The 12747-nt window shown below is 72.4% G+C and carries 14 protein-coding genes and 1 riboswitch; of the genes, 6 read left to right on the top strand and 8 right to left on the bottom strand.

Translation table 11 applies throughout. The annotated features are described in order from the left end of the window. Positions 1-10 precede the first annotated feature (10 nt). Entirely contained in the window at positions 11-454 is a 444-nt protein-coding gene (locus ACH414_RS32825) for an Lrp/AsnC family transcriptional regulator (RefSeq protein WP_382540802.1), read from the bottom strand. A gap of 120 nt (positions 455-574) precedes the next feature. On the opposite strand from ACH414_RS32825, the gene ACH414_RS32820 reads away from it, so the two are divergent. The 3 genes from ACH414_RS32820 (at position 575) to ACH414_RS32810 (ending at position 2591) form a co-directional block, all read left to right on the top strand. Next, positions 575-1552, top strand: a complete 978-nt coding sequence (locus tag ACH414_RS32820) for an SMP-30/gluconolactonase/LRE family protein (protein WP_382540805.1) — start codon at positions 575-577, stop codon at positions 1550-1552. 10 nt (positions 1553-1562) lie between these two features. Beyond that, the gene (locus tag ACH414_RS32815; protein ID WP_382540808.1) at positions 1563-2111 is read left to right on the top strand and encodes a GNAT family N-acetyltransferase; all 549 of its coding nucleotides are present in this window, start codon (positions 1563-1565) and stop codon (positions 2109-2111) included. A 96-nt stretch (positions 2112-2207) separates the two neighbouring features. Next, a complete protein-coding gene (locus ACH414_RS32810; RefSeq protein ID WP_382540811.1) occupies positions 2208-2591 on the top strand; it encodes a VOC family protein in 384 nt (127 codons plus the stop codon). 82 nt (positions 2592-2673) lie between these two features. On the opposite strand, the gene ACH414_RS32805 is transcribed toward ACH414_RS32810, so the two are convergent. Next, entirely contained in the window at positions 2674-3114 is a 441-nt protein-coding gene (locus ACH414_RS32805) for a MarR family winged helix-turn-helix transcriptional regulator (RefSeq protein ID WP_382540814.1), read from the bottom strand. Between the two features lie 174 nt (positions 3115-3288). Between ACH414_RS32805 and ACH414_RS32800 the strand changes: the two genes are divergently transcribed. The 3 genes from ACH414_RS32800 to ACH414_RS32790 all read left to right on the top strand — a co-directional run bounded on the left by ACH414_RS32800 (position 3289) and on the right by ACH414_RS32790 (position 7020). Beyond that, entirely contained in the window at positions 3289-4803 is a 1515-nt protein-coding gene (locus tag ACH414_RS32800; protein ID WP_382540817.1) for an MFS transporter, read from the top strand. 78 nt (positions 4804-4881) lie between these two features. Next, positions 4882-5544: a GntR family transcriptional regulator gene (locus tag ACH414_RS32795; protein WP_382540820.1), complete on the top strand. Its 663-nt coding sequence runs from the start codon at positions 4882-4884 to the stop codon at positions 5542-5544. Positions 5545-5694: 150 nt separating this feature from the next. Continuing rightward, positions 5695-7020, top strand: a complete 1326-nt coding sequence (locus tag ACH414_RS32790; protein ID WP_398944649.1) for an amidohydrolase family protein — start codon at positions 5695-5697, stop codon at positions 7018-7020. A 28-nt stretch (positions 7021-7048) separates the two neighbouring features. On the opposite strand, the gene ACH414_RS32785 is transcribed toward ACH414_RS32790, so the two are convergent. From ACH414_RS32785 to ACH414_RS32760, 6 genes are all read right to left on the bottom strand, one after another. After that, the gene (locus ACH414_RS32785) at positions 7049-7978 is read right to left on the bottom strand and encodes an oxidoreductase (protein WP_386569380.1); all 930 of its coding nucleotides are present in this window, start codon (positions 7976-7978) and stop codon (positions 7049-7051) included. 82 nt (positions 7979-8060) lie between these two features. Further along, positions 8061-8627 (bottom strand): TetR/AcrR family transcriptional regulator, encoded by a 567-nt coding sequence (locus tag ACH414_RS32780; protein ID WP_382540829.1) that lies wholly within the window; start codon positions 8625-8627, stop codon positions 8061-8063. A gap of 7 nt (positions 8628-8634) precedes the next feature. Further along, entirely contained in the window at positions 8635-8997 is a 363-nt protein-coding gene (locus ACH414_RS32775; protein WP_398944647.1) for a DUF1304 domain-containing protein, read from the bottom strand. A 78-nt stretch (positions 8998-9075) separates the two neighbouring features. Next, positions 9076-9945, bottom strand: coding sequence for a transglycosylase SLT domain-containing protein (locus ACH414_RS32770; protein WP_391768676.1), 870 nt, complete (start codon positions 9943-9945; stop codon positions 9076-9078). Positions 9946-9949: 4 nt separating this feature from the next. Beyond that, positions 9950-10104: riboswitch (cyclic di-AMP (ydaO/yuaA leader) on the bottom strand. Between the two features lie 271 nt (positions 10105-10375). Further along, positions 10376-11176: a pyridoxamine 5'-phosphate oxidase family protein gene (locus ACH414_RS32765; protein ID WP_391768677.1), complete on the bottom strand. Its 801-nt coding sequence runs from the start codon at positions 11174-11176 to the stop codon at positions 10376-10378. Further along, the gene (locus ACH414_RS32760; protein WP_398944644.1) at positions 11173-12531 is read right to left on the bottom strand and encodes a globin domain-containing protein; all 1359 of its coding nucleotides are present in this window, start codon (positions 12529-12531) and stop codon (positions 11173-11175) included. Before ACH414_RS32760 ends, ACH414_RS32765 begins: the two co-directional genes overlap by 4 nt. Between the last annotated feature and the right edge of the window lie 216 nt (positions 12532-12747).

Below are 12747 nucleotides of genomic sequence, written 5' to 3'. Positions count from 1 at the left end.
CGGGCGGGACTCAGTCGGCCCCCGGCGAGACCGGCCGCTCGAAGAAGGTCTCCAGAACCACCGTGGCCTGCGTTCCGCTGACCCCGTCGATCGCGAAGATCCGGCGCAGCACGTCCTGGAGCTGCTCCGTGGTCGCGGTCCTCACCTTCACCAGCACCGAGGCGGTCCCGGCGATGACATGCGCCTCGACGATCTCGGGCAGCGCCGCGAAGTCCTGGGCCGAATCGCCCATCCAGGCGGTCGAGTCGACCATCACGTACGCCAGGACGCCGCTGCCGAGCGCCGCCGGGTCCACCTCGATCGTGGTGCGCCGGATGACGCCCGCCTCCCGCAGCTTGCGCACGCGCTCGTGGGCGGCGCCCGCGGACAGGCCGACCGCCTGCCCGAGGGCGGCGTAGGACTGGGTGGCGTCCTGCTGGAGCCGCGCCAGCAGCGCACGATCTATGTGATCCACGACTCTCCGTTCGACGACTTCTTGATCTGACCGTATCCCATACAGCAATCTGCTCTCCAGACCGAACCTGGTTCGACGGAGCGAGGCATCGGCTCCATCTCTTCGGGAGGAGAAGGATCCATGACGACCGGCGAACGCCCGGCCCTCTACGAGATGTTCGACGAGCGGTTCCGCGCCGGGCGGTGCATGAACGGCGACGACCGGCTCGAGGTGCTCCACACCGGGTGCCGCTGGGCCGAGGGGCCCGTCTATCTGCCCGCCTGGCGGCAGTTGGTCTGGAGCGACATCCCCAACGACCGGATGCTGCGCTGGGACGAGGAGACGGGTGACGTCAGCGTGTTCCGTCGTTCCGCCGGGCACACCAACGGCAACACCCTCGACCGCGAAGGGCGGTTGATCACCTGCGAGCAGGGCAACCGGAGGGTCACCAGGACCGAGCACGACGGGACCGTCACCGTGCTGGCGGACCGCTGGCAGGGCAAGCGGCTGAACAGCCCGAACGACGCGGCGGTGAAGTCCGACGGCTCGATCTGGTTCTCCGACCCGGACTTCGGCATCACCAGCGACTACGAGGGGTACCGCGCGCAGAGCGAGATCGGCGCGAACAACGTCTATCGCGTCGACCCCGTGACCGGCGAAGTGCGGCTGGTCGCCGACGGCTTCGGCGCACCGAACGGTCTGGTCTTCTCCGCCGACGAGCGCCGCTTGTTCGTGTCCGACACCCGCGCCGGCCTCATCCGGGTCTTCGAGGTGCGCGAGGACGGCACCCTGTCGGACGGCAAGGTCTTCGCCGAGGCGGCGGCCCGGCCCCGGGCCCGCTTCGACAACCTGCGCTTCGACGACGACGGGCGGCTCTGGGCGGCGGCCATGGACGACGGCGTGCACTGCTACGACCCCGACGGCACGCTGATCGGGCGCCTGATCGTCCCGGAGGCGGTCGCCAACATCGCCTGGGGCGGCGCGAAGCGCAACCGCCTCTTCATCGCCGCGGAGACCAGCCTGTACTCGGTCGTCATGGCCGTGACCGGCACCCACCCGACCGGCCCCGGCCGGCGCCCGTGGCTGGACGCGGGGCGGGCATCGCAGGCCAGGACGTAACGTGGGCCCCATGCCGACGTCACCGCCCCGGGTCGAACTCCAGCCACTCACCCTCGCCGACCAGGACGAGTTCTGCGCGCTCGTGCGGGCGAGTTCCGCGCTGCACCATCCGTGGATGCGGCTGCCCGCGAGCGCGGAGGAGTTCCGGGTCTGGATGCGCCGCTTCGACGACGGCAGCAACCTGGGCTTCCTCGTCCGCGTCCGGGAGACCGGGGAGGCAGCCGGCACGGTCAACATCAACTCGATCATCCGGGGCCGCTACCAGGGCGCGTCCCTCGGCTACGCGGCCTTCGCGCCGTCCGCCGGACGCGGTTACATGACCGAGGGGATCGAGGTCGCCGCGCGGCACGCCTTCACCGAACTGCGGCTCCACCGACTGGAGGCCTGCATCCAGCCGGGGAACAAGGCGTCCCTCGCACTGGTCCAGCGGCTGGGCTTCCGGTACGAGGGGATCGCCCCCGCCTATCTGTACATCGACGGGGACTGGCGGGACCACGAGCGCTGGTCCCTGACCGCTCCGCAGCCGTGGACGCCCGACCCCTCCCTCCCCGAGGTCTGAGCCGCAGGGCGCCGCTCATGGAGTGGCGCCCTTCCTCAAATGGCCCGTGGGGAAAATGCGTTGGGGGCCGCCGCGCGTCCGCCTAGACTCGCGCGCATGGCATGCCGCATCAGTGAGCTGGTCATCGAGTGCGCGGATCCGGAGCGGCTCGCCGCGTTCTGGAGCGGGGTCCTCGGCTACGTCGAGTACGCCCGGGACGAGGACGGGAGCATCGAGATCGGACCGCCCGGGGTCGGTCTCGGCGGACCGTCGCCCACGCTGGTGCTCAGCCCCGACAGCGAGCCCCGGGCCGGGAAGCTGCGACTGCACATCGACGTCAACCCGACCGACCGCGACCAGGACGCCGAGCTGCAGCGCCTGCTCGCCCTCGGTGCCAGGCCCGCCGACGTCGGCCAGACCGGCGAGGAGAGCTGGCACGTCCTGGCGGACCCGGAGGGCAACGAGTTCTGTCTCCTGCGCACCCGGATCAAGCCCGTCTGAACCGCGACCCCGGCCGGAACCGGCCGACCGGCCGCCGGACCCGACCGCCCCCGCCGCTCCGGCCGCCCCGCCCTGCTCCCGCTCAGTCGCGCTTCTCCATGCCCGGGCGCAGGCGGCCCAGCAGCGTGTAGAGCGTCTCGCTCTCGATGGGGGTGAGGGTGTCGAGTGCGCCGTGGGTCGCCTGCATCTCCTCGCGGACCCGGCGGATGACCTCCCGACCGCTGTCCGTCGCGACCACGTTCTTCACCCGGCGGTCCGAGAGGTCGGGCTCGCGGCGCACCAGCTCGCGGGCCTCCAGGCGGTCCACGATCCCGGTGACGTTGGACGCGTCGCACACCAGCAGCGTCGCGAGGGCGCGCATCGGCAGCGGGGTGTCGAGCTGGGCGAGGACCTTGGCCTGGGTGGACGTGAGGCCGTGGTGGGCCGCGGCCGCGGCGAAGTCCCGCCACTGGGCCGTACCGATGGCGGCGAGGAGCTCCAGGAGCTGGAGCTTGGTGGGGGTCTCAGGGGCCGTCGCGCTCATGGTTCGAGCGTACTCAAGATCCTTCACATTATCAATTGTTTACTTGACCTCCTTAACTATCGACGTCTACCGTCATCCAGGTACTTGATGACATCAAACATCGACGTCCTGAAGCTACGCAGCGACGACGGGACGAGACGAAGCGAAGCGATGAAGCATGGAGAAGGCCCCGAGATGAGCACCACCACCCCGCCGCCCACCACCGGCCACAGGCGCGAGACGGTCATCGTCTTCGCCCTGAGCCTGGCCGCCATGGTCGTGTCGATGATGCAGACCCTGCCGGTCCCGATCCTCGGCCTCATCCGCGCCGACCTGGGCACCTCCGCGGCCAACGTGAGCTGGGTGACCACCGCCACGCTGCTCTCCGCCGCCGTCTTCACGCCGCTGCTCGGCCGTTTCGGTGACCAGCACGGCAAGAAGCCCACGCTCGTGGCCGTGCTCGGCGTCATGGTCGTCGGCTCCGTCGTCGCCGCCCTGGCGACCTCGCTCCCGCTGCTGATCCTCGGCCGCGTCCTGCAGGGTGCCGCGACGGCGATCTTCCCGCTCGCCCTGTCCGTGCTGCGCGAGGAGGTGCGCCCCCAGAAGCTGCCGGGCGCCATGTCCCTCGTCAGCGGCACCCTCGCCTTCGGCAGCGGACTCGCGCTCGTCGCCACCGGCCTGCTGACCTCCGGCCCGGACGCCGACTACCGCAGCGCCTTCTGGATGGCCACCGGCTTCGCCGCGCTCGCCCTGCTCGCCGTCGTCTTCCTGGTCCCCGCGACCCGCCACAAGACCGGCGGACGCACCGACTTCCTCGGCGCTCTCGCGCTCGGCATCACCCTGCTGCTGCTCCTCCTGCCCATCTCGCAGGGCCACGAGTGGGGCTGGACCTCCGGCCGTACGCTGGGCAGCTTCGCCGGTGCGGCCGTCATGACCGCCGTGTGGGTCCTGATCGAGCTGAAGGTCCGCGAGCCCCTCGTCGACATGCGCATGTTCGTGCACCGGCCGGTGCTCATGGCCAACCTGGCCGGCATCCTCGTGGGCTTCGGCATGTTCGCCAACTTCCTCGGCGTCTCCTACCTCGTCCAGATGCCCGAGGCCCTCACCGGATACGGCTTCGACGCGTCGATCCTGCGCGCCTCCGTGCAGTTCCTGCTGCCCGGCGCGATCGTCTCGCTGCTCGCCTCCCCGGTCGGCGGCCAGCTGGTCCGCCACCGCGGCCCGCGCACCGCGCTGTTCCTGGCCGCCGCGCTGGGCGCCGTGGGCTTCGGCTGGCTCGCCCTGGACCACGGCCACACCGCCTCGGTGATCGGCGCGGGCGTCATCGTCGGCGCGGCCGTCAGCTTCGGCTACGCCGCCATGCCCGCCGTCATCATGGCGAGCGTCCCGCACCACCAGAGCGGCATCGCCAACGGCATCAACTCCATCTCGCGCTCCACCGGCAGCGCGATCGGCAGTGCCGTGGTCACCACGATCCTGGCCTCGCAGACCATCGAGCACCTGCCGGCGGGCGTGCCGCCGCTGCCCGCGGAGTCCGGCTTCACCCTCACGTTCTGGATCGGCGCCACGGCCTTCGCGCTCGTCGCCGTCATCGCGCGGTTCGGCCTGCGCGCCGCCCAGGGACCCCGACCGACGGCGTCGACGGCCCCCGCGGCCGACGGCACGGCCGGCGACAAGGCCGAGCAGAAGGCCGGGTCGGCAGCCGCCTGACGCCGCCCACCGGGCCTGCCCGTCGTATTCTCGGCGCGGGCAGGCCCGGTGGCGTACGTAGGGAAGAGGTCGGACAAGGTGGCGGACAGCAGCAGGGCCGGCTCGGGACCGCTCGGCGCACAGGCGCGCGAGGCCGTCCTGCAGCGGATCGTCGACCGGCGCTACGAGCAGGGCGCCCGCCTCGTCGAGCGGGAGGTCGCCGAGGAGCTCGGCATGTCGCGCGTACCGGTCCGCGAGGCGCTGCGCGCGCTCGTCGCCGAGGGGCTCCTGGAGCTGCTTCCGCACAGCGGCGTGCGCGTACGGCGCCTGGAGCGGACCGACGTGGAGCATCTGTACGAGGTGTGGGAGCCCCTGGCGGTCCAGGCCTCGCGGCTCGCGGCGCGGGTCGCCGCGGCCGGCGACGCCGAGGGGCTCACCGCGCTGGAGGCGACCCTGCACCAGGCCGAGTCGGCGGCGGCCGAGGACGCGGGGACGCGGGAGGTGGCCGCGCACACGGCGTTCCACGAGGGCGTCGTGGAGATGGCGGGCAATCCGCTGCTGGCGCGCATGATGGAGCAGCTGAGCTGGCAACTGAGGCTGCTGTTCGGCCTGCGCGAGGAGCCCGCGCACATGCGGGCACAGCACGCCGAGATGTTCCGGCACATCGCGGCGGGGGACGCCGAGGCCGCGGGGGCCAGCACTCTGCTGCACGTACGGGACAGCCGGGCCGTGGCACTGCGCTCCCTGTTCGGCGACGCCTGAGCTCTTTGTATACCAGCACTCTCCCAGATCGCCGGCGATCTGGGATTTCTCGCGCCGTTCTCGCACCTTTATCCGCCACTCTTGATCGCCGCTCAAGCTTTGGTATACAAACTCGTGGAGCCGTTGGTCCCCTCCCGTCAAGGAGCTCCCATGCAGCCGTCCGCTCCCGCCCCCGCCCCCGCGCTGTCCCGCCGCACAATGCTCGCCGGCGCCGCCGTCCTGGCCGGCACGACCGCCGCGGGGGCCGTCGCCGCCGCGCCCGCGACGGCCGCCTCCCCGAACGCCCACGCCCGCGGCAAGGCGGTCGTGTTCCGCGACGTGCGCCCGTTCGGCGCGGCGAAGCCGACGGATCTCGTGGTCGTCGACGGGCTCGTCTCCGACGGCCCCGCGCCCCACGGCGCCAAGGTCGTCGACGGCGGGGGCCGGATCGCGCTGCCCTCCCTGGTCGACGCGCACATCCACCCCGACAAGACGACCTGGGGCGGATCCTGGGTGTCGCGCCGGCCCGCGAGCGGCATCGCCGACTACGTGGCCCAGGACGTGGAGCTGTACCGCAGCCAGCGCCGCCCGGTCGCCGAGCGCGCCTACGGGCTGATGTCCCACGCCGTCGCCCGCGGCACCCGCGCGATGCGCGCCCACGCGGACGTGGCCCCGGCCTACGGTCTCGCCGGGGTGGAGGGCGTCGCCGAGGCCCGCGCGCGGCTCCGGCACGCGCTCGACGTCCAGATCGTGGCGTTCCCGCAGCACGGCGTCATCCGTACCCCCGGGACGGCGGAGCTGCTGGAGGAGGCGGCGCGCGCGGGAGTCGTGGACATGATCGGGGGCATCGACCCGATCGGCTTCGACCAGGCCCTGGACGAGCAGCTCGACCTGGTCTTCGGCATCGCCGACCGGCACGGGATCGGCGTGGACATCCACCTCCACGACCGGGGCGAGAAGGGCATCAGGGCCATGCGCGGCATCATCGACCGGACCCGCGCCCTCTCCCTCGCCGGCAGGGTCACCGTCAGCCACGTCTTCTGTCTGCCCGCGCTGTCGGACAGCGAACTCGGCGCCGTCGCCGCCGACCTGGGCGCCCAGGACATCGCGCTCACCACCGTGGCGCCGTCGGACTCCCTGGCCCTCCCGATCGCCCGGCTGCGCGAGCACGGCGTACGCGTGGGTCTCGGCTCCGACGGTGTGCGCGACTCCTGGAGCCCGTTCGGCAACGCCGACATGCTGCACCGCGCGCATCTGCTCGGCTGGGTGACGGACGTCCGGCTCGACGAGGAACTGGCGGCCTGCCACGACGTGGCCGCCGCCGGTGGCGCGGACGTCATGGGGCTCCCCCACGCGGACCTCCGCCCGGGCTCCCCGGCCGACTTCGTCCTCGTGCAGGGCGAGTGCCTGCCCCAGGTCGTGGTGGACACGCCCCGCCGCGACCTGGTCGTACACGGCGGGGCCGTGGTGGCCAGGGACGGGGAGTTCCTGGACTGAGGAACGGCCCTTGCCGGGGCCCCGCCGGCTACCCGTCCAACGCCTCGTAGCGCACCCCGGTGAGCTTCTCGGACGCGGTCCAGAGCCGTTCGCCGGAGGTGTCGTCGAGGGTCCAGGGGGCGCGCCAGGAGCGGGTCGGGGTGCCGCGCCAGCCCAGTCGGGGGCCGATGAACGCGTCGGGGCGGACGTCGGGGGCGGTGGCGGCGTACAGGGTGGGCAGGGCGCCGGTGGTGGCGGGCTGGGCGATGAGGCGGTTGCCCAGGTGCATCAGGCGCTCGGCGGTCTTGCGGCCCTCCTGGCGGGGGCCCGCGGTCTGGAGGTTGGTCGCGGCGTAGCCGGGGTGGGCCGCGGCCGCGACGACGTCGGATCCGGCGGCGGCCAGCCGGCGGGAGAGTTCGTGGACGAAGAGGAGGTTGGCCGTCTTGGATCGGCCGTAGGCGATCCAGCGGCGGTAGCCGCGCTCGGCGTTGAGGTCCGTGTGGTCCAGGTCGGCGAGGGCGTGGAAACCGCTGGAGAGGCTGACCACACGGGCGCCGGGGGTGCGCAGGAGCAGGGGCATCAGCAGGCCGGTGAGGGCGAAGTGGCCGAGGTGGTTGACCCCGAACTGGGTCTCGAAGCCGTCGGCGGTCCGGCCGTGGGGCAGGGCCATGACGCCCGCGTTGTCGACGAGGAGGTCGAGCTTCTCGTTGCGCGCGGTGTGGTCGGCGGCGAACTCCCGCACAGAGGACAGGTCGCCCAGGTCGAGGGGTGCGAACTCTGCCGAGGCGGCCGGGACTTCGGCGCGGAGGCGGGCGAGGGCCGTCTCGCCGCGGGCCCTGTCGCGGCAGGCGAGGACGACACGGGCTCCGGCGCGGGCCAGTTCGCGGGCGGTGACGTAGCCGATGCCGCTGTTGGCCCCGGTGACGATCGCGGTGCGTCCTCGCTGGGAGGGGATGTCCTGCGCGTTCCAGCCCGTCATCTCCGGACGCTCCTCTTCGTCTCGGCGGCGCCAGAGCGCCACTACCGCGGGTAACAGCATCCTAGGCGCGGCTGGGCGCCCCTCAGCGCAGCGGCGTGCGGTGCAGGGTGACCAGGAGGCGCCAGACCCGCTGTGCGATCTCCTCGGGGCCGGCCTCGATCAGGCCGTGCAGCCAGTCGGCGAGCACGCCGGCGAAGGTCGCGGCCACCGCCGAGGCGATCAGGTCGGGCTCCGGCGCGCCGGCCAGGGCGCGCTCGGTCCGGCTGCGGGCCCGCAGCTCCTGGTGGAGCACGCGTCCGAGCGGACCGCTGCCGCCCGGGCTCAGCAGTTCCCGGTAGAGCCCGGCGTGCGGGGTGAGCCGGTCGAAGAAGTCACCGAGCGCGGGGGGCGCGACGGCCGGGTCGGGCACCCCCCGCCAGGCGTGCAGGGAGTCGACGGCGTCCCGGACGATATCGGCGCAGGCGTCGGTGGCGAGCGCCTCCAGGTCGGCGTAATGGAGGTAGAACGTGGCACGGCCGACCCCCGCACGCCGCACCAGCGCGGCGACGCTCACCTGCGCGAGCGGGGTGTCCGCGCACTCCTCCAGGAGCGCCCGGCGCAGCTTCGCCCTGGTCCGCTCGGCCCGCGGGTCGGAGGCCGCGTCGCTCATCCGGCCGTCATCCGGCGAGCAGGACGGCGCCGAGCGCCAGCGCGCCGGGAAGCGCCTGCGCGACCAGGATGCGCCGGTTGGCGGTGAAGCCGCCGTACAGCCCGGCGACGAGCACACAGGCCAGGAAGAAGACCTGGACCCGGAACCCGGTCGGGTCGTCCGCGATCAGGCCCCAGACGAGACCGGCCGCCAGGAAACCGTTGTAGAGCCCCTGGTTCGCGGCCAGCGCCGCGGTCGCCCTGGCCATCTCGGGGTCGAAGCCCGACAGTCCCCGACCGGGGCCCTTCTCCCACAGGAACATCTCCAGAACCAGGATGTACGCGTGCAGCGCCGCCACCAGGGCGACCAGCCCGTTCGCCACCACATCCATCAACGCCTCCACTCCTCGACTTCCTGGACAGGTGTCCACCATACCTGGACACCTGTCCATGAAGCTCCCGGAGGAGCGTCAGTAGGCGCTGTTGACGTTGTCGATCGAGCCGTACCGGTCGGCGGCGTAGTTGCAGGCGGCCGTGATGTTGGCGACCGGGTCGTACAGGTCGTAGGCCGTGCCGGCCACGTGGTACGCCTGGAACGTGGGCTCGATCACCTGGAGCAGGCCCTTGGAGGGGGTGCCGGCGAGGGCGTTGGAGTCCCAGTTGTTGATGGCCAGCGGATTGCCCGAGGACTCGCGCATGATGTTGCGGTAGATGCCCTCGTACGTGCCCGGGATGCCGTGCTTGGCCATGATGTCGAGGGACTCGCGGATCCAGCCGTCCAGGTTGTTCGCGTACGAGGAGACCGCGGCGGCCCGTGCCGGAGCTGCGGCCTGCACCACGGCGGCCGACTGCGCGGCCGGCTGGGCCGCCGGGAGCGCGGCGGCGCTGGAGGCGGCGCTCGCGGAAGCCGGGCGCGCGGCCTTGGCGTGCGCGGGCTTGGCGTGCGCCGAGTGCCTGGCGTTCAGGGTGAGCTTCAGGCCGGGACGGATGAGCCCCGGGTCGTCGCCGACGGCGGCGCGGTTGTCGCGGTAGATCTTCTTCCAGCCGCCGCTCACGTGGTGCTTCCGGGCGATCTTCGAAAGCGAGTCGCCGGCCACCACGGAATAGTGGACCGGGCCGCCCTTCGACACCGACCGCACCGCCTGTGCGACCGCCGCCTTTTCGACTGCGACGGAATGAACCGCCGCGGCGGACGGGGCCGCCTGCGGGGTCTCGGCCGCCGCGCCGGTCGCTCCGGCCAGGGGCAGGGCGAGCGCGGCGCTGCCGGTGATGCCGACGACGGCGATGCCGCGGGCGAGCGGGGTGTTCTTGGGGCGGCGGTGCTTCCCGTGTCCACGCATGGCGAGTTCCTCTCCTTCGCCTGCGAGGTGAGCTGTCGGGTTCGGGCAGGAGCTGCCCGGCCGCGTGGCGCGGCTTCACCCCGAGCCGTTCCCGGCGGACCGGGACGGCGGCGAACCTGGGTCCCCCGCTCCTGCCGTACGTGTGGGTGAGTGCGGTTGCCGGGCGGCGGCAGGATTCGGCGTTCCGTCCGGATGAGGCGTGACCGTAGGCGAAGGCGAACGGCGAGAACAAGGGCTCAATTCGCAAACGCAAGCAGATCTTTTTCGGGGCGGAAAAGGATCGACCCCCGCCACCCCGCCCACCGCGCCAACTGTTTTCCGGGAGGCCTCATATGACGTGCCGCCAGGACCGCCGACGCCCACCTCACCGTGATTCAGATCACCGGGGCAAACTTAATCGGACATGTCCGGATCCGATGGGTATCGACGGTTACGAGACCCTGCTCGTGCTCCGCTCGAACCAGCCGCTGAAGCCCTCGGAATCCTGCCGCCCGTGCTCCGCTCTCCGCAGCACCCGTTCCGCCTCCGCCCGCCAGGTCGCGGCGTCCGCGCGGGGCGGCGGGAGGAAGGCTCCGCGCCCGGCCGCGTCCGCGGCGGCGCCGAAGAAGTCGCCGCCCTTGCGTCGGACGTCGTCCGTCCCCCACGCCCGGCCGGAACCGTGCCGGGGCACCTTCTGCAGATGGGGGATGTGCTTGGCGCAGTGGATGTACGCCTCCTCCACGGTGATCTCCACCCAGATCACGGCACGTCTGCCCGGTACGGGGTCGACCGCGAGCCCGGGGTGGTCGCGGCGCATCACCTCGTCGGCGACGGTCCGGGCCGTGCCGTTGACGTGGAGCCCGATGCGGTCCCGGAGGAAGTCGACCATCAGGATCCCCACGTGCGGGTTCTCCTCGATGTTGCCGACGCTGGCCTGCACCCCGTTCCCCCGGTACTCGGGGTAGGCCAGCCGCCGCTCGTCCAGGACGTGCAGGAAGCCGGGCGGGCCCGCCCGGAAGGTGTTGTCGCAGGCGCCGTGCCGGTCGGCGGTGGCCAGGAAGAACATCTCCTGGCGCGCCACGAACTCCCGCATCCGGGGGTTGAGCCGGTCGAGGACCTGCTCGGCGTAGAACCGGTCGGCGCGCTCGGCGGTGCCCGTGCGCAGCTGGACCAGGTGCTCGCCGTCGCTGCCCGGGCGGACGGTCCTCGGGGCCGGCGGCTGCCGCGTCCCGGTGTGCTCGAAGGTGCTCAATTCCTCGCCCCGACCAGTTCGTCGATGGAGTCGTGCCGTATGCGGTGGGTGGGGATGCCGATGCCCACGAGGGCGTCGACACCGCGACGGATCATGCCGGGCGGGCCGGACAGATACGCCTCGTACGTGTGCCACGGGCCGAACTCGCGCACGGCGCCCGGCAGACCGCCGGACAGCATGTCGCCCGGGGCGTCGTCGACGACCGGCCGGACCGAGAGCCAAGGGTGCGACTGCTGCAGCCGCAGCATGGTGTCGATGTCGTACAGGTCGTCGTTGCTGCGGGCGCCGTAGAACACGTCGACACAGCGGCGTCTGCCGTGCTGGGCCACGTCCTCGATGAGCGCCTTGATGGGGGCGATGCCCGTACCGCCGCCCAGGCACAGCAGCCCGTTGTCGGTGGCGTGGTCGACGGTCATCGAGCCCGCCGGGGGGCCGAGCCGGATGACGTCACCGGGCCGTGCCTTGTGGACCAGCGCGTGGGAGACCCAGCCCGCGGGCACGGCCTTGACGTGGAAGGAGAGCATCCCGTCGGAGCGGGGCGCGGAGGCGAAGGAGTAGTGCCGCCACACCCGCGGCCACCACGGCGTCTCCAGGGCGGTGTACTGCCCGGCGCGGAAGGGGTACGGCTGGTCGGGGCGGACGGTGACGACGGCGACGTCCGGCGTGCGCATCTCGTGGGCGACCACCTCGGCCTGCCACCAGGCGGGCGCACGGAGCTCGTCCTGGGCCGCCGCGTCGATCATGATCTGGGAGATCGTGGTGTACGCGCCAACCCAGGCGGCCTCGGTCCTGGGCCCCCAGCTGTCCGGGGCGTGCTGGGACAGCGCCCCGATCAGGCACTCCCCGACGGCCGGGTAGTGCTCGGGCAGGGTGCCGTACTTCCGGTGGCCGCGCCCGAGGTGGGTCAGGTACGCGGTCAGGGTGGCGGCGTCGTCGGCGTGGGTGGCGGCCGTCAGGAGGGCCCTGAACAGGCGGTCGCGCTGGGTGTCCATGGCCGCGGGGAAAAGGGACCGCAGCTCGGGGTGGCGGAGGAAGAGCAGGGCGTAGAAGTACGAGGTGACCTTGTCGGCGATCGGCTCGATCTCGGCCAGGGTGCGGCGCAGGAGCGCGGAGTCGGACCCGTCGTCCGCCGGCTCCCGGGGCGCCCGGCCGGTCGCACCCGCGGGGGCGGCCGGGGCCCTGTGCGACTCACCCGGGCCCGGTCCGAACCAGCCGCCGTGCCGCGTGTCCCCACCAGCTTCCATCGGTCTGCCTCGCCTCGAGCGTCTTGGTCGGTCTTCGTCCGCGCAGTCCGCGGGTGTCCCTTCTCCCTCTTCCCCACGGCATTCCGTCGGACAAATGAACGGGCCGACCATACCCGCCGGGCCCGAGGGCGGCTCCGCCCGCCCGACGGCGACCTGGGCGCACGCATTTCCGCAGGTCAGCAGCTTGCCATGGGGGTGGGGGTGAATTCGTCCGGCGTCGCTTGCCCCCTTCCGCGCGGAATTTCCCGACCGAAGACTCACGGACCGACCAGCACACCTCCACATTTCCCGAGGACGGTCTTCACGACGTTCACGATTTTCACGACT

Origin of the sequence: Streptomyces sp. NPDC020422 (assembly GCF_044386705.1) — a bacterium.
Lineage (GTDB): Bacteria > Actinomycetota > Actinomycetes > Streptomycetales > Streptomycetaceae > Streptomyces.
The sequence above is the reverse complement of the archived record's forward strand: the minus strand, read 5'-3'. Positions and strand labels throughout refer to the sequence as shown.